The following is a 20,217-nucleotide window of genomic DNA, read 5'->3' on the forward strand; positions in this document are numbered from 1 at the left end:
TTGGCACAGTGCTTTCACTATTAAATTTTATGATTAGTAACTGATTATTATACGCTTTTTAGGGAAAACTTTAAATTAATTTAGTGGCCTGATAAAATTTGATCTTTAAAATTAAAAACCCGCTCATTTGAGCGGGCGTGTATTCAATTGCGCTGATTACACAAGATTTGCCTATTTAACAGACATTTCTATAATAAGATAGATAATGTTTTATTTATATACCTAAAAATAAATAACAGATTTGAATCTATTTACCTTTTAAATCATTTAAATATATATTTAATATTAAAAAAGCTTATTAGATTTAGCCTGTTAGCTTAGATATAACTCATCTCAAGACTTCAATGGCCTATCATACTTTTCAGAATATGATCTTTATCAATAAAATGATGTTTTAAAGCTGCAAGTATGTGCCCGGCGACTAATAGACCTGCTCCCCAAGATAAATAGATATGTAAAGACTTTACTACTGCAAGTACCTCCTGATTTGGCTGAATAAGCGTCGGTAAATTGAATAAATACAATACAGGAGCAGGATGTCCAGCGGACCAGCTAAATAAACAGCCTGTAACAGGCAAAGCAATCAAGACAAGATATAAACCTAAATGTCCAGCATGAGCCGCTTTTTTCATCATGGGAGACATACTTGCTGGAAGTTCAGGTACGGGATGCGTATAGCGCCATAATATACGCATTACTAAAAGGAAAATAAGTATGGTCGCTATATTTTTATGAAGAGTAATAATATCGCCCTTAAAACCTCCATTAATTTCATAAGTTAAAAAATTTCCACTATAAAAACCTATAAGCCAAGCTGTAAGAAAAATAAATGCCATCACCCAATGCAGGATTTGTGCTGTACGGGTATAATAAACTGACGAATTCGCCATAAATATTCCTAAAGTTATTTTAAGCTCTTATAAAAAAATAGACAGAGAAGCATTTTTTCTGCCTATAGCCTGTTTTATTGAATTTTAATTATATTCTTGGCTGGATTAAACGAGAGCAAATAAAACACATCGTTTCGAAATTGAAATGCTTATCCTCTACATGAAGTTAAAATGACCAATGGTGAGATATTATTTATTATTCTAAATAATTATCTTTATTTAATTAAAATTAAATAGTACAAGCTAAGAATACCTGCTCCTATAATTATCCAACTCAAAATTACCAGCCATTGAAAGTGTTTCTATAAGTCTAGCGACTCATATGGAAATGCATGAAATAACCCAGCACTTCATAAAATGAATATCTTTAAACCTATACAGTAAACATTTCTAGAAAAAATCTTAGCCCAGTGTTCAACTGAGTATATGAGAATAATCAAAAGTAATAGATTGTTTATTCATTTAGAAAACCTATAAAATTCACTATAATTAGTTAACCAGTAATTTCCCAGCTCTGAACAAAAAATAAGCTATGAGTAAAGAAGTAATAAGAAAAGCAGGATCAAATGCAGAGGGCTGATCAGATATTTTTTAATTGAGAGGTCTAAAATGAAAATTTTAAACTTTTTATAAACTCATCTAAATTGATCATTTTATTTTTATAAAGTTTAGTGTTCCTTATCAAAAACAATAAAAATATCAATTCACCTGACTTACACTTTTAATGTGAAAAGATGCATAAGCTTACTTGAACATTAACTCTTTCACTTACAAGCTAATTCTGAACTTTCTATTTAAATTAATACTAGCGTTTACTCAGGATAAATTTATGAAAATTCTTATGGTTTTGACATCTCATAGTGCTTTAGGTAATACAGGTAAAAAAACTGGTTTCTGGTTAGAAGAATTTGCAGCTCCTTATTATGTCTTTAAAGATGCTGGAGCAGACATTACGCTTGCTTCACCAGCAGGCGGTCAACCTCCTTTAGACCCAAAAAGTGACGAGCCAGATGCACAAACTGAGGCCACTCAGCGTTTTAAAGCAGATCAGGAAGCACAACAGGCTCTGGCAAATTCACATATTTTGGCGGAAGTACAACCTGACCAGTTTGATGCAATCTTTTATCCAGGTGGTCATGGCCCACTCTGGGACCTGAGCAATGATCAGAATTCCTTAAATATTCTGCAGTATTTTGATGAGGCACAAAAACCAATGGCTTTAGTCTGTCATGCTCCAGCTGTGCTTAAAAATTTGACTTCAAATGGTCAAAGCTTTGTAAAAGGTAAAAAAGTGACAGGGTTTTCAAATAGTGAAGAAGATGCTGTAGGCTTAACTGAGGTCGTACCCTTCCTTATAGAAGATGAGTTTAAAGCTCAGGGTGCGTTATATGAAAAAGGTCCAGACTGGCAATCTTTTGTGCTGGTTGAGGGGCAACTCATTACTGGACAAAATCCGGGTAGTTCTGAAGAAGCCGCTGTAAAATTACTAGAGTTGTTAAAACTAGAAAAAGCTTAAAACAACTTAGGCTATTTAGATATCAAAATAATTCTAGCTGTTCAAGTATCAGCTAGAATTTATATTATTTAGTATCGAAATCAAAAAAGTTGTCATAGCTATTTTCTTAGATTAGCTTTATTAATAAGCAGGCTAAGCTTGAAAGAAACTGAGCAATTCTATATATAAATAATATTATTATTCAAATTCACTTAAAACTTTTTCTGCAAACCACCGTGGGACTTCCAGTAATTCTGGGTTAACACGAAGTTTTTCCGCATTTTCTACTTCTGCAATAAATGCAGCTTTTTGTCCATTTGAAGAATTATCAAAAATATAGGTGCGGTCTGAAGCTTCTATAGCCTGCATCAGCAGATCCATACTCCGGTAGTAACGCTCACGGATTTTAATTTCAGGCACTGGATGCCCACCTTGGCTTACGCGATATTCAACTCTGGCAATATTAATATCAGGGTCAATTGTTGAGACATAATAAAGATAAGTGCGAAAACCCTGTTTTTGAGCTTCACGCAAGAACTCGATCTTACTGATATGTGACATGACTGTTTCAAAAGTAAAGCTTACTTTGAGTTCAATAAACTTTAAACGTATGAAGTCGATAATACGGGCAGCCAAGTAAGAGTCCACCTCATCTGGCTGGAAGATAATATTTTCATCTGGCTCTATAATTGGAGAGGTACTAAGTAAGGGCCCGTTTTTACGCTTCTTGGTCTGTAAAAACTCAATAAGCTCTACTGCTTTTAAAGCTTGATGATAGCTTTTGAGATTACATCGACAGGTTTCTTTGAGCTCTTTTTCCAGTTCATCTGCATTTAAATAAGCCCCAATATAATGGGGCAATAAATATTCTTTAATCGTACTTTTACCGGAACCATTTGGACCGGCAAACATTCTGATTCTAGGTTGAGGCATATTTAAATAGCCGTTTCCTGTTTTTTACGACGTTTCATTACCTGACGCTGCTGCGGCTGTATAGACTGATATGCATGTCCAGTATCTTTTAGAAAAACTTTTTCACCATCTGGCAAGTGTTTAACCAGTTTATGCTGCTCTGTATAGACGACTTCAGAAGAAGCACATGCCTGTTCAAATGCATTTCGAAATGCCTGTACTGCAAGTTTAGGAATCATTGCTTCCTCATGCATGGACATATTCATCATTGTAAGTGCTGACATTGATTCACCTCTGCGCCAATCTGTACGCATTTAGTTCATCTTATCACAAAGCTGAATTTTGTCTATTTTTACAGCTCACCATTTTAAATCCTATCTATTTATAGATGAATCAGCTGTCGGTTATCCCCAATAATATTTAACCATGCTCGAGTGGCAGCTGACATACTGACAGTAGAGTCCCAAGCCATGCTTAAAGTCCAGTTTAAAGAAGGCTCTTGTAAAATAGATATATTAAATTTAGCAGGATCAAGCTTATTACAATAAAGCTCAGGTAATAACGCGACACCCATACCTGACTCGACCATCTTCGCAATAAAATCCCACTGGCTACTTTTACAGATTACATGAGGTACGAAACCTGCCTGATGTGCAGCTTCAGTAATCATATTATTTAAACTAAAACTGTCATCGTAAAAAAGGAAATCTTCGGTTTTAAGCTCTGCAAGACTGACTGTAGTCCTGCCCTTCCATATCGAGTTGCTCACGGAGAGTAAGCATAAGGAAGAATTAACCACCGGGATTGAATTAAATACCGGTTTCAATTCACCTAACAATATACCGACATCAACTGTTTTAGCTAAAATTGCCTGTTCTATACCATTTGCACCTACTTCTAGAAAATTCAGCTCAATTTCTGGATATTTTTGATGAAATAATGCAATAAGTGAGCTGAACAATACAGACCCTAAAGGCGGCAAGCCAAGAGTCAGTTTACCTTTCTGTAAAGATTGGATCTGCTGAATAGTATCAGTTATTTTTTTCTGTTCATCCAAAATAATTAAAGCATGCTGATAAATCTGCTCTCCAAGATACGTTAGTCTGATGTCACGTTTGCGGCCGGCTTTACCCTTCTTGAATAGCTCGCAGCCTAATTCGCTTTCAAGTTGGCCAATCGCTTTACTTACCGCAGGCTGAGTAAGAAAAAGCCGTTCAGCTGCCTGACTAAACCCTTGAGAACGCACAATTTCAACAAAGATTTTTAAAGCTTTAAACTCCATAAATAAATTATTCCAAATAGATATAATCATTTTTATATTATTCATAATTTAATATAAAAATTATATTTAAAATAGCGTAGGGCTTTTATTTTTTATTTAAATTATGGATACCATCATGCCGTTACGGTTTTTCTATTCCTTAAAATTACTCATCCAGGTTGGACTGTTATTTGTATTTTGGGGTATAGGATACTTGCTGCAAAAGTTATTAAATTTACCAATCTCTGCAGCGGTGCTCGGGCTGATAATTACTCTGCTAGCTCTAGCAAGTGGAGTATTTAAACTTGAATGGATTAAAAAAGGTTCGGATTTTATTTTAAATGAACTGGTCCTGTTCTTTATTCCCTGTGTTATTGGTGTGATGAATTATAAGACACTCTTGCTTAATCAGGGATGGCAGTTAATTGTAAGCGTCATATTAGGTACTATTTGCGTTATGATAGTTACCGCCTATAGTATTTACCTAGGCTTTAAATTTGAACATTATTTAAAAGCTAAAAGACAGGTACCAACTGATCATGCTGGAGAAAAAGCATGAGTACTACAGTTCTGGCTTATTTACTATTATTGCTGACCTTAGTCAGTTATTACTTTGCTAAAAGACTGTATCAGCAGTTTCCTTATTTACTATTATCTCCAGCTTTTTTTGTACCAATCGTACTGGTCACTGGAATGGTTTATTTTCATATTCCTTATGCAACCTATATGCAGGAGAGTCACTGGCTGGTATGGATGCTAGGCCCGGCCACTGTTGCTTTTGCCATACCGATTTATGAATACCGTAACATTATACGCGAACATTTATTTTCAATCAGTTTAGGGGTATTTGCAGGAATGTTAGCTGGTATTTTAAGTGCTTTCTATCTGGCAAGATTATTCAAGTTTGATGATGCTACCACTTATAGCTTAATGTCACGTTCTATTTCTACTCCGTTTGCCATGGAACTTACTGAACACGTAGGCGGTTCAGTAGAACTGGTCATTTTATTTACCATGATGACAGGCGTTGCAGGAATGCTGTGCGGTGATCTAGTTTTGATCGCATTAAAACTCAAGTCCCATTTTGCACATGGCGCGGCTTTAGGTAATGCTGCACATGGTTTTGGTACTACCAAGGCTTATATGCGTCACCGTGAAGAAGGTGTAGTTGCCAGTCTGACTATGGTTTTAGCTGGCGTATTTATGGTGCTCGCCGGACCCTTTCTAATTCGGCTTATTTTGCGCTTAACAGGTTAAACCAAAGCTGGCAGATAAAATACAGACAATGCACATGTTAATAAAATTGTAGTTTCACTTATTTCGATAGCTGCTCCTACAGTATCTCCAGTAATACCCCCGATACGCTGAATAAATTTAAATCTTAAATAAAGCAGAGTGACGATTCCGCTTGCAAGACCAATTGATCCGGCAAGACTTAAATAACATGAAAGAAAAGTAGTGATAATCAATATACTAAAAGCTATAGTGCGGGGTAAATATTCAGTTATAGCTGAACCCAAACCGGACTTACGCACATATGGAGTTGTCAAGAACAGAAACAATGGCGCTAAACGGCCCAAGAGTGGGATTAAAATAATCAAATCATATTGATACATTTCAATCAGCAAATATAAAGCAGCTAGCTTTAATAAACTGATTAATATCAGGCTTAACACTCCAATTGGACCACAATTTGGGTCTTTCATAATGTTTAAAGTTCGTTCTGGATCACCAAAACCACCAACCCAGGCATCAGCAGTATCTGCGAGTCCATCCAGATGTAAACCACCTGTGAGCCAAATCCATATAACCAGAATAAAAGTAGCTAGCACTAAACTGGGTAAGGCCTGTAAAAGCAAAGTCAAGGTAAAAAGCAGGCCACCGATCATTAACCCAACCAGTGGATAAAACAGTAAGGATTCCGCATTCTGCTTTAGGCTGGGCATCTGTTTTAATTTAATTGGAAAGACCGTCAAAAACTGTAAAGCAATCATTAAACGAATCATTTTTCAGATGCTTCCAGTGCATATGATTGGGGATTATGCGGGTTTAAGTACAAAGTATGGAGCTGCCCTAATTCAGCCGGTATTTTTAAAAGATGATCTGGTGACTGATCTGAAGCCATACATTTTATCAATTTAATTACGCCTCCATGACAAATAACCAGTACCTGTCGCCAGTTATTTTCTAACATTTGCTGATGAATAAGCTGGAAAGCCCGTTGAATACGATATTGAAATTCATGTAATGGCTCGGCTTCAGGCGGTGTATAAAATGAAGGTTTCTCCCAGAAACTGGTTAAGAGTTCAGGTTCACGTTGATAAATCTCTTCAGTACTGCATCCCTCCCATTGTCCAAAATTCATTTCTTTAAGGTCAGAATTGAGAATTAAGGGTAATTTCAGCTGTTGTGAGAGCTGTCTGGCAAAGTGTGAACAACGTATAAGTGTAGAGCTATAAATAGCCTGCCACTGAACCGGTTGTTGTAATTTTTCTAGAACTGCAAGCTGCATCTGTTGCCAACCTTCAGGTGTAAGTGCATCGTCAGTATAGCCACGTAAAGTATGTCCCAACTCAGTCTGACCATGGCGCAAAAGGTCTAGCTGTAACATCTAAACTTTTTCACCAATTACTGCTGCTTCGGCAAAAGTCGCCATTTGATTATGTAAAGCGCAAGCTAATTTAATTATACCTAAGGCAGCACCAGCACCGCTGGCTTCCCCCAACCGCAAGTTCAATTTTAAAAGTGGCTGGGCTTGAAGTTCAGCAAGTATACGCTGGTGGCCATACTCGGCAGACTGATGTCCAAATAGCATCCAATGCCGCACTGCTGAATTCAAACGTACAGCACATAATGCAGATACTGAGCTGATAAAACCATCAACTATTATAGGTAAGCCAAGTTGTGCACAGCGTATATAAGCTCCTGTCATCGCTGCAAGCTCTAAACCACCTACAGCACTAAGAATTTTAAAAGCGTCTGATCCTGCATAACTTTTATGTAGCTCAATAGCCTGATCAATAACCTGCTTTTTATGAGATAACTGCTCTTGCCGAATACCGGTCCCTACACCTGTTAATTTCTCTGCCGGTTCATTCAATAATAGACATGCTACAGCTGAAGCAGAACAAGTATTTCCAATCCCCATTTCCCCGGCAACAAAGAGTGAAGCTTGCTCTGCCACAGCCTTCTCTACACTTTTTGCACCAAGTTCCATTGCCTGTTTACACTGCTCTTCGGTCATGGCAGTTTGTGTGGTAAAGTTAGCAGTTCCTGGCGCAATACGGTGACGTTCAACGCCAGGATAATGATAAGGCTCCCCAACTGAACCGCAGTCAATTACTTTCAACTTGGCATTGTATTCTTTGGCAATAACGCTGATACACGCCCCACCTGTCATAAAATTTTGCAGCATTTGGCGGGTAACAGCTTGAGGATAAGCAGAAATATTCTCTTCCATCACTCCATGATCACCAGCAAAAATTGTAATCCATGGGTAGTTAATCTCTGGACGTTCATTCCCCTGCAGGGCTGCTAAACGGACAGCAACCTGCTCTAGCTCTCCAAGAGAACCAGACGGTTTAGTCAGTTGCGACTGGCGTAGTTCAGCCAGTATTTTTATTTCTGTATTTGGCTGCTTACAAGGTTTTAACCACCAGTTCATTATTTTTCCTCTTTGAGTATTATGGGGAATCCAGCTACACAGAACACTACTTTTTGTGCGATTTGTCCAATCTGCTGGTGCAAACGTCCAGATTCATCTATAAATTTACGGCTGATGTTCCCCATCGGCACCACACCAAGACCTGTTTCATTACTGACCAAAATAATCTCGGACTTCAGATTTGGTAAAATAGTTAACAGCTTTTGACACTGACTCATCTGCAGTTCTGAAGCATCCTGTAACAACAGATTACTCATCCACAGAGTCACGCAGTCAATCAGAATAAGTTGATTTTGAGCATCAATCTCTTGTAATTTTTCTGAAAGATATAAAGGCTCTTCAATTACTTGCCATTCTCGTGGCCGTGATTCCTGATGGTGCAAGATTCTCTCTTGCATTTCTTCATCAAGTGGCTGTGCAGTAGCAATATAAATAACATTTAACCCGCTCTCTAGAGCTATTTTTTCTGCCAGCCTGCTTTTACCTGAACGGGCGCCTCCTAAAATGAGCTGTAACATATATGACCTAACTTAAAAGTAGTATGAGGATGTAAAGGGCCTTGCAGAACTTTTGCCTGATAAGCTCCAAATATTAATTTAGATATATTTAAATTAAACTGATCTACTTTAAACTTCCTAATTCGATCCCATACTTGTTTTGCTGGAAAGGCATCACGATATAAACCTAATGTAATATGTGGATAATATTCTAAAGAAGCAATTTCTGGACAATTTAAATTTAAAGTTTGTCTTAACCGGCTAAGCCATTTTCCAGAATCTTCTATATCAATAAATAAAGCTGTTTCAAAACTATTTAATAGACCTGTTTTTAAACTGAATACAGGAGGTGAAAGTCTTTGTAACTGTCGTAATTGTTGTCGAAATTGCACTCCACTAAAATCATCATCATAAAGTGCTACTGAATCATTCATTTTAAAGCCGCATATAAACAGTGTAATATGAAACTGGCGTTGGTTAGGCTCAAGCAGCAAATCCCGAAAAGATTCACGAATATTTTTTAAATTGGCTACTACTTCTGGATCAGTAATCTCGATATACCAGAGTCCGTATTCTTGGCGGCCATGATGCCACTCGGGATAATCCCGTGTAATGGTAGGAACCGTATATAAACCAGACTTCAAAAACACGTTAGTTACACATCTATTACAACCCTGCTATTAAAGCATTTAATAATCAATTTTGCTTGGGTGAAATTTATGAAATAAGCTTTTCTCACTCACTATTTCAACAGTTTTTAAATATAAAATAAGAAAGTCACCATAATGTTCAAGTTAGCTCAGGCTGTGCATGTGAATCTTAATTCAAAAAGATTCCTCCGTTCTGTCTGCTATTATTTGATCAACTTATGTCTATAAAAAGGAATACGATTATCTCTGGTGATCCACACATACAAATCTTTAGTAAAGCTGCCGCACGACTTAATGATTTTTTGTTATATAGTTGAAACTACTAACTAAACAAAATTTGGTTGTTCAGGAAATGGTAGTGGATCCGCATCTTCTGCTGCTAAATCATCAACATCTACAAGGTCACAGCAGCAATCAACAACAGATAGTTTTGTTAACGATGAATCTGAGAACTACTACATTGAAGATTCAAAGACTGAAATTGTTGAGTTCAAGAATTTGTTACCTCCATACAATCAAGACAAGTCAAATCTATTCGGCATTGTTGTGCAAGCACTTTCTGATGCTTGTTCTTTTAAGGTATCCCATAAAATTAAAAAAAGAAAACTCTAAACGAAAAACAGTCAGCCGAAAAGCCAAACAATCTTGCAAGACTTAAATTTAGATGTTAGTTACTTACTTTGCAAAATAAAAGCAGCGACGTGATTAGTAAGTGTTACGATACAGCGGCTGAAGCTTCAAAATTTGAATTAGATAAGCCTGAGAACAAGAAGGATCCGTACTATAAACAAGCTGAATTTTCATACTTTCTCGTAAAATATAGAAGTGGGTATCCAGAATACAAAGAGAAAATACAAAAACTGATTGCTGATACTCAAGACCAAGAATTAAAGTCACAGTTGCAAATTGTATATGACAACGAAGTTGTTCAGTAAAAAAGAGCTCTGATTTCTCAAAGCTTTTTAATTTTTAGTTGATGAGAGCAAGTTCAGCTTCATGAGAGTACATACCTACTGAAACCGGCTTTTAACTCTCAAGCTGTTTGAGATTCACCTTTTTTACTTTAACCATAATAAAATCTATGAATCCGGTGGGCTATAATTCAACATTAAAACTACATCCTCAATGGCATCGATCAAGGGCCTCCCTGTTATTTTAATCAAGATACTGTGTTCGTTCAAATGAAAGTCAAAACGCCAGTGTTTGATAGATTTAAAGTGAAAAATTTTCAAATTTGATTTCTAAAATATTCAGAATCCGCTCAGTTTTTCTTGGTATTCAAGATATTTTTCAGTTACCTTAGGTAAAGACTTTGCACTTGATACCCTTTTTAATGGCTTCTTTTTAGTTAGAACTTTTTACTGGTCTATATTCATAACTCTCACCTATTAAAAAAACCCTTCGGAGGAAGTGATCTTCTAAATATAGTTTTTCTCATAGTTTCGAATTTTCTTTAAACTTGTATACTTATTACCGGTGCAATAAAATTTAGTTAAACTTATGATTTTATTAATATGGAAGTGTTAGTAATATTTATTATTGTATTAGGCTTATCCTTCTACTTTAGAAATCATCCTTCTGATGGTATTGGTCACTATATTTTATATATTCTGATCGCAACTATACTCACAATTATTTATCGTGCTTTAAGACATACAAGTTAATTTATTAGCTTTTTTAATATTTTATTTATTAAAGAAGTCGCCCTATAGCAGCTCTTCTTTAAAAAAACTAATCACTCGAAATATTTTTCAACTCGCGCTCTTACTGCTAGATCCACATCAACATCCAGATAGAAGCATTGCCTATATTTTTCAATAAGGTAATGAATAACTTTTTGCTTATCCGGTACTGTATGTTTTAACATTATTTGTGTATCCCGGGTAAAGGATTGTTTTCCTGTATGAACAAAAGAGTTAAGCTGCTTAAGATGATACTTTTTAAAATCACCTAAGATGCTGAATAACTAATTTAGCCAGCAGGTCAGCCTTAATGAGCTTTTCCAACATTTCACTAAGCATCGGGCAGGTATCATTTTCAAACTGCTCTTCAAACGTCCAGCTAAACTTTAATTTAGAGATCTGATAATTAGATGCAATAAATAATAACCAATAAGCTCTCACTACCGCTTCATACTGCGCCCTTAAAAGCACCATCGCTTGGATAGGCAACCCCATCGACAAAAGGCGATTCACACCGACTCCATGCTCGAAAGAGATATAAATACACTGCTCAACAAGTTCTAAGCGCGGCCCACAATTCAATACATCGCTTTTTATAATTTCATGTTGCAGCTCAGCGATCATTTCTAGAGAAGTTCAAAAAGTTCTTCAGATTTCATTTATCAATAGATAGTTTTTTCAAGATTAGTAATAATAATGATATAGCAGAAAAAAATTATCAGTGCACTATATTTACTCATTTCAAAACCTCCTAAACGAGGTCTTTAGCTATTCTTACAATTACAGGCCGTGTTATATTTCCCAAAAAATAGAGTTTAAAATGTCTAGTTTAGTTTCAATTATTTTGATGATTATTGCATATATTATTTATCGTTATTTCCTCAATAATCCAACCAATGGAATTGTTGAGTACTGTGCATATCTTTTTATAATTATACTTTTCGCAATTAGTACAGGTTCGTCTGATTTTCTTTTCAAGGTATTACGCTCCCATTGATTCAAGAAGCACTAAGCACTCTCACATTTTATAAACAACCGCACTAACTTTAGTCAATGCGGATTTTGATTCTTACCAACTTAAATAGCGCTATTCAACTTTTTTCCAGAAAGTGACATATAGCTTGAACTCAGATTTTATTAATAATGCACTAATGAAAAATGCAGCCCCAACAATTAGAAACATTACATCAATATTCAATAACCCCACCAATTCAAGGATAATTCCAAAAATGGACAGTGCATAAAAAATAACTACGCCTAATTTTTCTTTCATTTGCTTCACCAGGAGAAAATTTGCTTTCTGCAAATTTGAAGTAGCATATTTACATCAAAAACCCTACAAATGGAATAGACCAATAAGTCTATCCGATATATAAAGCGACTGGCCCTTATAGCCCTAAAAAGCTCATCGGACTTATAGAAGCTGCAACTGGTCTGGAGGCCAAAGAAGCTGTTATGGCCAAAAATGAACTGATTGCTCATGTAAGCATATGTATACTTAAAAATCAGGATGATGCAGCACGTAAGCAGCTATTTGAGGATAGCAAGGGGATTGAACTAACATCAACTCCGCCCCCTGGCTGTCTTTAGCTGCAAGATGGATCACATCTTTACCAATGTGAGTCTGTTTGAAATTGAAGCACTGCTGACTAACGCAAAATTTAAGGAGGCCATATGGGGAAATCAAGTCAAACTAAAATAAAAGAGGTCTCATAATGTGAACTGAATCTCAAAATAGTTGGCTTCAAGCCATCTTTAATGAGATGCAAGAATTTAAAAAAGCAATCAAGCATCAAAGTAAAAGACATATTGGTCGTGCAGAGTTCTCTAAATTATTAAATATAGGGCCCGAAATACTAAATGCACGAATCAGAGCAAGAAGATATAAAAACCCTTATAAAGATGGAAGGAAAAAGTTCTGGCTCTACTCTTATGTTCAATCTGTGATTCTTGATGTAGAATCAAATCATAAAGCCGCTTAATGCGGCTTTTGTCTTTTTTATATGATCTGCATAAGTGAGTAACAATGTGAGTTACACTTCAATATATCCTCGAATTAATAAGCTGAAATAATGTGATTATTCATCAATAATATCAGCAAATTTAGCACCCAAAACCTGCGCTAGGTCATTAGGTTTAATCCCTATATCCAGCCCTCTTTTCCCACCACTTACATACATACATTCAAGTTCTGTAGCACTAATAGAAATAACTGTTTTTAATCTTTTTTTCTGACCAACGGGACTAATCCCACCTACTAAATAACCAGTTAGGCGTTCGGCATCTTTAGGGTCTGCCATATGTAGTTTTTTAGCTCCTACTGCTGTAGCTATTTTCTTTAAGCTTAATTGATGGGCAACTGGTAAAACTGCGACATAATAATTTTTATCATCGGTGACTAATAATGTTTTAAATACTTCTTTAACTTTCAAGCCCAGTTTTTGTGCTGCTTCTAATCCAAAATTTTTAGTATGAGGATCATGCTCATATTCATGAATACTAAAATCAATTTTATTTACTTTTAATAGTCTACATGCAGGAGTCATTTTTTATTACCTTTAAATCAGTATATTTTATATTTTTATATTTAAAAATCCAGATTAGCTTAGGCTATTTTTAATATCTAATAATATATGAAAAATGTAGTAAAAAGTATAGGATGCTTGACTGTCTTTATACTGCATCCTAATATATTTTTCTATAAGTTTTTCTATAGTCGGTTATACATTTTGATTTTGATCAATTCTTCAAATGCGCAATCTTTTAATAAAAAAAAATTTCTTATAAAAAACTCAATTATAATTACGAGCATTGTAATTATTAGTGGCTGTTCCTCCTTGGGAGGTGGCTCAGTTGCTAAACGTTCAGCCAAGTTAGCTGTGGGCATACAAAAAGCTTATACGGTTGAAGCTGAAACAGCCAACCGGTTATCGCCTATTATTGTAGAAAGTGCAGATAAGTATGCAATTGATCCTTTACTTTTAGCAGCGATGATCCGTCAAGAGTCAAGCTATCGTAATTATGCAATCTCACCAGCTGGTGCAATTGGTTTGACACAGGTTATTCCAAGATACTGGCAACAAAGTTGCCCTGGTGACCTTTTTGAAGAATATAATAATATCAATTGCGGTAGCTATGTTCTAGCAAACTACAATCAGGCAGCTGGAAGCTGGAAAAAGGCACTTGCTTATTATAACGTAGGCCCAACAGGTTATAACTCCAGTTGGAAAACGCGCCGTCAAGGAAAAAAGTATGCGAAACAAGTAAAGCAACATCAGAAAAATCTGAAGCAGGCTCTATAAGAGAAGCTTAATCTATATTTAAGTAATCACTTAAACAGTTTTGATAATAATTATATATTTGAAAAGTATAGATGCTTTTTAGGGGATTAAGAAAATTGATAAAGCGAATATTAGCTGCATACTCTTATTTATATAAATTATGTTATTCCGAATAATCGTGTTATTGCTTATCTATAGAAAAAATATCAACTTCGATAATACAAAAATTTGAATTCTTTTTAAGCCTTATTAAGGCTCTTGCATTTCATCATATATACAAATCAACATCTAGCAGCATCGCGATGGCTAACTTCCCCTCTATTCCAGAATCAAAGCATAAAAAAAGCCCCCTCATATGAGGGGGCTTTTTAGAATAATGAGCTGGCGATGACTTACTCTCACATGGGTAACCCCACACTACCATCAGCGCTAAGAGGTTTCACTTCTGAGTTCGGGAAGGGATCAGGTGGTTCACTCTTGCTATGGTCGCCAGCACAACTGTTGATGGACTTGTTCGGGTCTGATTTAACTGCGGTGCAGTATATGCCGTACTTTGGTCCAAATGAGTTATTAACAGAGGGCAGATCTGGGTCTGAATTGTATGTTCCAGCATCAGGCTGAATCAAGGGATATTGCATATTTATGAATCGATTGATGCTTTGTATACAACTGTTTGGGTGTTGTATAGTCAAGCCTCACGAGCAATTAGTATTGGTCAGCTTCACATATCACTATGCTTCCACATCCAACCTATCAACGTCCTGGTCTTGAACGGCTCTTTAGGTGACATAAAGTCACGGGGAAATCTTATCTTGAGGTAGGCTTCCCGCTTAGATGCTTTCAGCGGTTATCCCTTCCGAACATAGCTACCCGGCGATGCGACTGGCGTCACAACCGGTACACCAGAGGTTCGTCCACTCTGGTCCTCTCGTACTAGGAGCAGATCCTCTCAAATTTCCAGCGCCCACGGTAGATAGGGACCGAACTGTCTCACGACGTTCTAAACCCAGCTCGCGTACCTCTTTAAATGGCGAACAGCCATACCCTTGGGACCTGCTTCAGCCCCAGGATGAGATGAGCCGACATCGAGGTGCCAAACACCGCCGTCGATATGAACTCTTGGGCGGTATCAGCCTGTTATCCCCAGAGTACCTTTTATCCGTTGAGCGATGGCCCTTCCATACAGAACCACCGGATCACTAAGACCTACTTTCGTACCTGCTCGACTTGTGGGTCTCGCAGTTAAGCGCGCTTTTGCCTTTATACTCTACGCGTGATTTCCGACCACGCTGAGCGCACCTTCGTACTCCTCCGTTACTCTTTAGGAGGAGACCGCCCCAGTCAAACTACCCACCAGACACGGTCCTCGACCCAGATTATGGGTCAGAGTTAGAACCTCAACATTACCAGGGTGGTATTTCAAGGATGGCTCCATAGGAACTGGCGTCCCTACTTCAAAGCCTCCCACCTATCCTACACAAGTAAGGTCAAAGTTCAGTGTCAAGCTGCAGTAAAGGTTCACGGGGTCTTTCCGTCTAGCCGCGGGTACACTGCATCTTCACAGCGATTTCGATTTCACTGAGCCTCTGCTGGAGACAGCGCCGCCATCATTATGCCATTCGTGCAGGTCGGAACTTACCCGACAAGGAATTTCGCTACCTTAGGACCGTTATAGTTACGGCCGCCGTTTACTGGGGCTTCGATCAAGAGCTTCGCTTACGCTAACCCCATCAATTAACCTTCCAGCACCGGGCAGGCATCACACCCTATACGTCCACTTTCGTGTTTGCAGAGTGCTATGTTTTTAATAAACAGTTGCAGCGGCCTGGTTTCTGCGGCTGCCGACAGCTCAAGGAGCAAGTCCTATCACCATCAGCAGCGTACCTTCTCCCGAAGTTACGGTACCATTTTGCCTAGTTCCTTCAGCAGAGTTCTCTCAAGCGCCTTGGTCTACTCGACCTGACCACCTGTGTCGGTTTCGGGTACGATTCCTGTGTAACTGAAGCTTAGAGACTTTTCTTGGAAGTATGGTATCGGCCACTTCGCCAGTAAACTGGCTTGCTATCGACTCTCAGCATAGAGCACCCCGGATTTGCCTAAGATGCATGCCTACTGTCTTCCACCTGGACAACCAACGCCAGGCTGACCTAACCTTCTCCGTCCTCTCATCGCATTACACAGAAGTATTGGAATATTAACCAATTTCCCATCGACTACGCCTTTCGGCCTCGCCTTAGGGGTCGACTCACCCAGCCCCGATTAACGTTGGACTGGAACCCTTGGTCTTTCGGCGAACGGGTTTTTCACCCGTTTTGTCGTTACTCACGTCAGCATTCGCACTTCTGATACCTCCAGCAGACTTCTCAATCCACCTTCATCGGCTTACAGAACGCTCCCCTACCACGCACATAAATGTGCATCCGCAGCTTCGGCACATAGTTTTAGCCCCGTTACATCTTCCGCGCAGGCCGACTCGACTAGTGAGCTATTACGCTTTCTTTAAAGGGTGGCTGCTTCTAAGCCAACCTCCTAGCTGTCTATGCCTTCCCACATCGTTTCCCACTTAACTATGATTTTGGGGCCTTAGCTGGCGGTCTGGATTGTTTTCCTCTTGACTACGGACGTTAGCACCCGCAGTCTGTCTCCCGGATAGTACTCATTGGTATTCGGAGTTTGCATCGGTTTGGTAAGTCGGGATGACCCCCTAGCCGAAACAGTGCTCTACCCCCAATGGTATTCGTCCGAGGCGCTACCTAAATAGCTTTCGGGGAGAACCAGCTATCACCGAGTTTGATTAGCCTTTCACCCCTATCCACAAGTCATCCCCCGGCTTTTCAACGACGGTGGGTTCGGTCCTCCAGTTAGTGTTACCCAACCTTCAACCTGCTCATGGATAGATCACCCGGTTTCGGGTCTATACCCAGCGACTAGACGCCCTATTAAGACTCGATTTCTCTACGGCTCCCCTATTCGGTTAACCTCGCCACTGAATATAAGTCGCTGACCCATTATACAAAAGGTACGCAGTCACACCACGAAGGTGCTCCCACTGCTTGTATGCATGCGGTTTCAGGATCTATTTCACTCCCCTCACAGGGGTTCTTTTCGCCTTTCCCTCACGGTACTGGTTCACTATCGGTCAGTCAGGAGTATTTAGCCTTGGAGGATGGTCCCCCCATATTCAGACAAGGTTTCACGTGCCTCGCCCTACTCGTCATCATTATGTGTGCCCTTTCGTGTACGGGACTATCACCCTCTACGGTTGCACTTCCCAGAGCATTCCTCTAAAACACACATAACTTAATGGGCTGATCCCCGTTCGCTCGCCGCTACTGAGGGAATCTCAATTGATTTCTTTTCCTGAGGGTACTGAGATGTTTCACTTCCCCTCGTTCGCCTTGCATGACTATGTATTCATCATGCAATACCTACCTTATGGTAAGTGGGTTTCCCCATTCAGACATCTCCGGATCACAGGATATTTGCCGCCTCCCCGAAGCTTTTCGCAGGCTATCACGTCTTTCATCGCCTCTGACTGCCAAGGCATCCACCACATGCACTTAATTACTTGACTATACAACCCCAAACAGTCGACGTTACCTACAAGGAGCAACTTCAACATTACAGTTTAGAGCACTGTGCATTTAAGCACTGTACAGCTTCAATCTAAATTCATATACCAAAACGCTTGATTCAGTTAATTTGCTAGTTCTCAGTTCAATCTACGTTAGTCAACAGGTTGCCCTGTAACGTCTATTGAATGAGTTGAACAATTTATTTCAGACTCAAATTTGCCAATCTGTTAATGATTCACTGCATCCTCGTCGGATTGCAGTCAACTGTGATAAATCACAGAAGTTAATAAGATGTGCTTTACGCTAAGTTCTCATTAAATTCTGTAATCTCTAGCTTCGAATCAAATCATGTTTGATTCGTGGTGGAGACTAGGAGAGTCGAACTCCTGACCTCCTGCGTGCAAAGCAGGCGCTCTACCAACTAAGCTAAGTCCCCAGCTTATCAATAAGTCAACATATCTGTTTTTCTGCATTACTGCTTTCGTCAGTAGTGGTGGGTCTGACAAGACTTGAACTTGTGACCCCACGCTTATCAAGCGTGTGCTCTAACCAACTGAGCTACAGACCCTCAGATACATCGTCATGAAGAACAACTTGTTGTGGATTCTTACCAATCGTCAATCTTTCGTTAAGGAGGTGATCCAGCCGCAGGTTCCCCTACGGCTACCTTGTTACGACTTCACCCCAGTCATCGGCCACACCGTGGTAAGCGTCCTCCTTGCGGTTAGACTACCTACTTCTGGTGCAACAAACTCCCATGGTGTGACGGGCGGTGTGTACAAGGCCCGGGAACGTATTCACCGCGGCATTCTGATCCGCGATTACTAGCGATTCCGACTTCATGGAGTCGAGTTGCAGACTCCAATCCGGACTACGATCGGCTTTTTGAGATTAGCATCACATCGCTGTGTAGCAACCCTTTGTACCGACCATTGTAGCACGTGTGTAGCCCTGGCCGTAAGGGCCATGATGACTTGACGTCGTCCCCGCCTTCCTCCAGTTTGTCACTGGCAGTATCCTTAAAGTTCCCACCCGAAGTGCTGGCAAATAAGGAAAAGGGTTGCGCTCGTTGCGGGACTTAACCCAACATCTCACGACACGAGCTGACGACAGCCATGCAGCACCTGTATCAGAGTTCCCGAAGGCACCAATCCATCTCTGGAAAGTTCTCTGTATGTCAAGGCCAGGTAAGGTTCTTCGCGTTGCATCGAATTAAACCACATGCTCCACCGCTTGTGCGGGCCCCCGTCAATTCATTTGAGTTTTAGTCTTGCGACCGTACTCCCCAGGCGGTCTACTTATCGCGTTAGCTGCGCCACTAAAGCCTCAAGGGCCCCAACGGCTAGTAGACATCGTTTACGGCATGGACTACCAGGGTATCTAATCCTGTTTGCTCCCCATGCTTTCGTACCTCAGCGTCAGTATTAGGCCAGATGGCTGCCTTCGCCATCGGTATTCCTCCAGATCTCTACGCATTTCACCGCTACACCTGGAATTCTACCATCCTCTCCCATACTCTAGCCAACCAGTATCGAATGCAATTCCCAAGTTAAGCTCGGGGATTTCACATTTGACTTAATTGGCCGCCTACGCACGCTTTACGCCCAGTAAATCCGATTAACGCTCGCACCCTCTGTATTACCGCGGCTGCTGGCACAGAGTTAGCCGGTGCTTATTCTGCGAGTAACGTCCACTATCCTAAAGTATTAATCCAGGTAGCCTCCTCCTCGCTTAAAGTGCTTTACAACCAAAAGGCCTTCTTCACACACGCGGCATGGCTGGATCAGGGTTCCCCCCATTGTCCAATATTCCCCACTGCTGCCTCCCGTAGGAGTCTGGGCCGTGTCTCAGTCCCAGTGTGGCGGATCATCCTCTCAGACCCGCTACAGATCGTCGCCTTGGTAGGCCTTTACCCTACCAACTAGCTAATCCGACTTAGGCTCATCTATTAGCGCAAGGCCCGAAGGTCCCCTGCTTTCTCCCGTAGGACGTATGCGGTATTAGCGCTCCTTTCGGAACGTTGTCCCCCACTAATAGGCAGATTCCTAAGCATTACTCACCCGTCCGCCGCTGAATCCGGTAGCAAGCTACCTTCATCCGCTCGACTTGCATGTGTTAAGCCTGCCGCCAGCGTTCAATCTGAGCCATGATCAAACTCTTCAGTTAAAATCATTTGTACCTTATTTATAGACAAGGTACCAATTCTGGCTCATTAATCTTCTGACTAAAAATTTACTCAAATAAACTTCGAGAAATTTCTACCATTCAATCAATGAAAATTATTTCGATCGATCAACCAGTAAAAATCCA

17 protein-coding genes, 2 tRNA genes and 3 rRNA genes are annotated in these 20,217 nt (G+C 39.5%); 5 read left to right on the forward strand and 17 right to left on the reverse strand.

Translation table 11 applies throughout. From position 1 onward, the window contains the following. Positions 1-341 precede the first annotated feature (341 nt). A complete protein-coding gene (locus tag ABZP31_RS07370) occupies positions 342-890 on the reverse strand; it encodes a cytochrome b (RefSeq protein ID WP_005014152.1) in 549 nt (182 codons plus the stop codon). A gap of 829 nt (positions 891-1,719) precedes the next feature. Between ABZP31_RS07370 and ABZP31_RS07375 the strand changes: the two genes are divergently transcribed. Continuing rightward, entirely contained in the window at positions 1,720-2,406 is a 687-nt protein-coding gene (locus ABZP31_RS07375) for a type 1 glutamine amidotransferase domain-containing protein (RefSeq protein ID WP_248135513.1), read from the forward strand. A 177-nt stretch (positions 2,407-2,583) separates the two neighbouring features. Here ABZP31_RS07375 and ABZP31_RS07380 read toward each other — a convergent pair whose 3' ends face one another. From ABZP31_RS07380 to ABZP31_RS07390, 3 genes are all read right to left on the reverse strand, one after another. Then, positions 2,584-3,318, reverse strand: a complete 735-nt coding sequence (locus ABZP31_RS07380; RefSeq protein ID WP_005014150.1) for a zeta toxin family protein — start codon at positions 3,316-3,318, stop codon at positions 2,584-2,586. 2 nt (positions 3,319-3,320) lie between these two features. After that, positions 3,321-3,581 carry a hypothetical protein gene (locus ABZP31_RS07385; RefSeq protein ID WP_248135511.1) on the reverse strand — a complete coding sequence of 87 codons (261 nt, stop codon included), beginning with the start codon at positions 3,579-3,581 and terminating at the stop codon, positions 3,321-3,323. A gap of 98 nt (positions 3,582-3,679) precedes the next feature. After that, complete coding sequence (locus tag ABZP31_RS07390) at positions 3,680-4,579, reverse strand: LysR family transcriptional regulator (RefSeq protein ID WP_248135509.1); 900 nt, start codon at positions 4,577-4,579, stop codon at positions 3,680-3,682. Between the two features lie 115 nt (positions 4,580-4,694). Between ABZP31_RS07390 and ABZP31_RS07395 the strand changes: the two genes are divergently transcribed. After that, the gene (locus ABZP31_RS07395; RefSeq protein WP_248133012.1) at positions 4,695-5,117 is read left to right on the forward strand and encodes a CidA/LrgA family protein; all 423 of its coding nucleotides are present in this window, start codon (positions 4,695-4,697) and stop codon (positions 5,115-5,117) included. Then, positions 5,114-5,815, forward strand: a complete 702-nt coding sequence (locus ABZP31_RS07400) for an LrgB family protein (protein ID WP_248135507.1) — start codon at positions 5,114-5,116, stop codon at positions 5,813-5,815. The genes ABZP31_RS07395 and ABZP31_RS07400 overlap by 4 nt, the downstream gene beginning before the upstream one ends. Here the strand turns inward: ABZP31_RS07400 and ABZP31_RS07405 are convergent. From ABZP31_RS07405 to ABZP31_RS07425, 5 genes are read right to left on the reverse strand one after another with little or no spacing between them, the layout of a single operon-like run. Beyond that, complete coding sequence (locus ABZP31_RS07405) at positions 5,812-6,564, reverse strand: adenosylcobinamide-GDP ribazoletransferase (protein WP_248135505.1); 753 nt, start codon at positions 6,562-6,564, stop codon at positions 5,812-5,814. The genes ABZP31_RS07400 and ABZP31_RS07405 overlap by 4 nt on opposite strands. Further along, positions 6,561-7,169: a histidine phosphatase family protein gene (locus ABZP31_RS07410; RefSeq protein WP_248135503.1), complete on the reverse strand. Its 609-nt coding sequence runs from the start codon at positions 7,167-7,169 to the stop codon at positions 6,561-6,563. The genes ABZP31_RS07405 and ABZP31_RS07410 overlap by 4 nt, the downstream gene beginning before the upstream one ends. Further along, on the reverse strand, positions 7,170-8,222 hold the full coding sequence (cobT, locus tag ABZP31_RS07415) for a nicotinate-nucleotide--dimethylbenzimidazole phosphoribosyltransferase (RefSeq protein WP_075041372.1): 1,053 nt from the start codon (positions 8,220-8,222) through the stop codon (positions 7,170-7,172). Beyond that, entirely contained in the window at positions 8,222-8,740 is a 519-nt protein-coding gene (cobU, locus tag ABZP31_RS07420) for a bifunctional adenosylcobinamide kinase/adenosylcobinamide-phosphate guanylyltransferase (RefSeq protein ID WP_248089111.1), read from the reverse strand. The genes cobT and cobU overlap by 1 nt, the downstream gene beginning before the upstream one ends. Further along, the gene (locus ABZP31_RS07425) at positions 8,722-9,369 is read right to left on the reverse strand and encodes a 2'-5' RNA ligase family protein (RefSeq protein WP_248135501.1); all 648 of its coding nucleotides are present in this window, start codon (positions 9,367-9,369) and stop codon (positions 8,722-8,724) included. Before ABZP31_RS07425 ends, cobU begins: the two co-directional genes overlap by 19 nt. A 701-nt stretch (positions 9,370-10,070) precedes the next feature. Between ABZP31_RS07425 and ABZP31_RS07430 the strand changes: the two genes are divergently transcribed. Beyond that, a complete protein-coding gene (locus tag ABZP31_RS07430) occupies positions 10,071-10,304 on the forward strand; it encodes a hypothetical protein (protein ID WP_111281324.1) in 234 nt (77 codons plus the stop codon). 1,011 nt (positions 10,305-11,315) lie between these two features. On the opposite strand, the gene ABZP31_RS07435 is transcribed toward ABZP31_RS07430, so the two are convergent. The 3 genes from ABZP31_RS07435 to ybaK all read right to left on the reverse strand — a co-directional run bounded on the left by ABZP31_RS07435 (position 11,316) and on the right by ybaK (position 13,597). Then, positions 11,316-11,675, reverse strand: a complete 360-nt coding sequence (locus ABZP31_RS07435; RefSeq protein ID WP_111281328.1) for a hypothetical protein — start codon at positions 11,673-11,675, stop codon at positions 11,316-11,318. A 463-nt stretch (positions 11,676-12,138) separates the two neighbouring features. After that, positions 12,139-12,324, reverse strand: coding sequence for a hypothetical protein (locus ABZP31_RS07440; RefSeq protein WP_111281330.1), 186 nt, complete (start codon positions 12,322-12,324; stop codon positions 12,139-12,141). Between the two features lie 805 nt (positions 12,325-13,129). Further along, positions 13,130-13,597, reverse strand: a complete 468-nt coding sequence (ybaK, locus tag ABZP31_RS07445; RefSeq protein ID WP_005014130.1) for a Cys-tRNA(Pro) deacylase — start codon at positions 13,595-13,597, stop codon at positions 13,130-13,132. 87 nt (positions 13,598-13,684) lie between these two features. Between ybaK and ABZP31_RS07450 the strand changes: the two genes are divergently transcribed. After that, complete coding sequence (locus ABZP31_RS07450) at positions 13,685-14,353, forward strand: lytic transglycosylase domain-containing protein (protein ID WP_228156647.1); 669 nt, start codon at positions 13,685-13,687, stop codon at positions 14,351-14,353. 358 nt (positions 14,354-14,711) lie between these two features. On the opposite strand, the gene rrf is transcribed toward ABZP31_RS07450, so the two are convergent. The 5 genes from rrf to ABZP31_RS07475 form a co-directional block, all read right to left on the reverse strand. Next, positions 14,712-14,826 (reverse strand): 5S ribosomal RNA (gene rrf / locus ABZP31_RS07455). Positions 14,827-15,016: 190 nt separating this feature from the next. After that, a 23S ribosomal RNA gene (locus tag ABZP31_RS07460) occupies positions 15,017-17,906 on the reverse strand. Between the two features lie 361 nt (positions 17,907-18,267). Continuing rightward, positions 18,268-18,343: transfer RNA gene (locus ABZP31_RS07465), tRNA-Ala, on the reverse strand. Between the two features lie 55 nt (positions 18,344-18,398). Beyond that, positions 18,399-18,475: transfer RNA gene (locus ABZP31_RS07470), tRNA-Ile, on the reverse strand. 61 nt (positions 18,476-18,536) lie between these two features. Beyond that, positions 18,537-20,073, reverse strand: a 16S ribosomal RNA gene (locus ABZP31_RS07475). Together the 16S, 23S and 5S rRNA genes with 2 tRNA genes alongside form the textbook arrangement of a ribosomal RNA operon. Between the last annotated feature and the right edge of the window lie 144 nt (positions 20,074-20,217).

The sequence above is a fragment of the Acinetobacter sp. FL genome, from assembly GCF_040744925.1.
Taxonomy (GTDB): domain Bacteria; phylum Pseudomonadota; class Gammaproteobacteria; order Pseudomonadales; family Moraxellaceae; genus Acinetobacter; species Acinetobacter radioresistens.

Coding starts and splice junctions, on each gene's coding strand:
- ABZP31_RS07435 (WP_111281328.1), bottom strand. CDS start 11,675: ATGATCGCTGAGCTGCAACATGAAATTATAAAAAGCGATGTATTGAAT.
- ABZP31_RS07400 (WP_248135507.1), top strand. CDS start 5,114: ATGAGTACTACAGTTCTGGCTTATTTACTATTATTGCTGACCTTAGTC.
- ABZP31_RS07395 (WP_248133012.1), top strand. CDS start 4,695: ATGCCGTTACGGTTTTTCTATTCCTTAAAATTACTCATCCAGGTTGGA.
- ABZP31_RS07410 (WP_248135503.1), bottom strand. CDS start 7,169: ATGTTACAGCTAGACCTTTTGCGCCATGGTCAGACTGAGTTGGGACAT.
- ABZP31_RS07385 (WP_248135511.1), bottom strand. CDS start 3,581: ATGTCAGCACTTACAATGATGAATATGTCCATGCATGAGGAAGCAATG.
- ABZP31_RS07375 (WP_248135513.1), top strand. CDS start 1,720: ATGAAAATTCTTATGGTTTTGACATCTCATAGTGCTTTAGGTAATACA.
- cobU (WP_248089111.1), bottom strand. CDS start 8,740: ATGTTACAGCTCATTTTAGGAGGCGCCCGTTCAGGTAAAAGCAGGCTG.
- ABZP31_RS07450 (WP_228156647.1), top strand. CDS start 13,685: ATGAAAAATGTAGTAAAAAGTATAGGATGCTTGACTGTCTTTATACTG.
- ABZP31_RS07370 (WP_005014152.1), bottom strand. CDS start 890: ATGGCGAATTCGTCAGTTTATTATACCCGTACAGCACAAATCCTGCAT.
- ybaK (WP_005014130.1), bottom strand. CDS start 13,597: ATGACTCCTGCATGTAGACTATTAAAAGTAAATAAAATTGATTTTAGT.
- ABZP31_RS07440 (WP_111281330.1), bottom strand. CDS start 12,324: ATGAAAGAAAAATTAGGCGTAGTTATTTTTTATGCACTGTCCATTTTT.
- cobT (WP_075041372.1), bottom strand. CDS start 8,222: ATGAACTGGTGGTTAAAACCTTGTAAGCAGCCAAATACAGAAATAAAA.
- ABZP31_RS07380 (WP_005014150.1), bottom strand. CDS start 3,318: ATGCCTCAACCTAGAATCAGAATGTTTGCCGGTCCAAATGGTTCCGGT.
- ABZP31_RS07390 (WP_248135509.1), bottom strand. CDS start 4,579: ATGGAGTTTAAAGCTTTAAAAATCTTTGTTGAAATTGTGCGTTCTCAA.
- ABZP31_RS07405 (WP_248135505.1), bottom strand. CDS start 6,564: ATGATTCGTTTAATGATTGCTTTACAGTTTTTGACGGTCTTTCCAATT.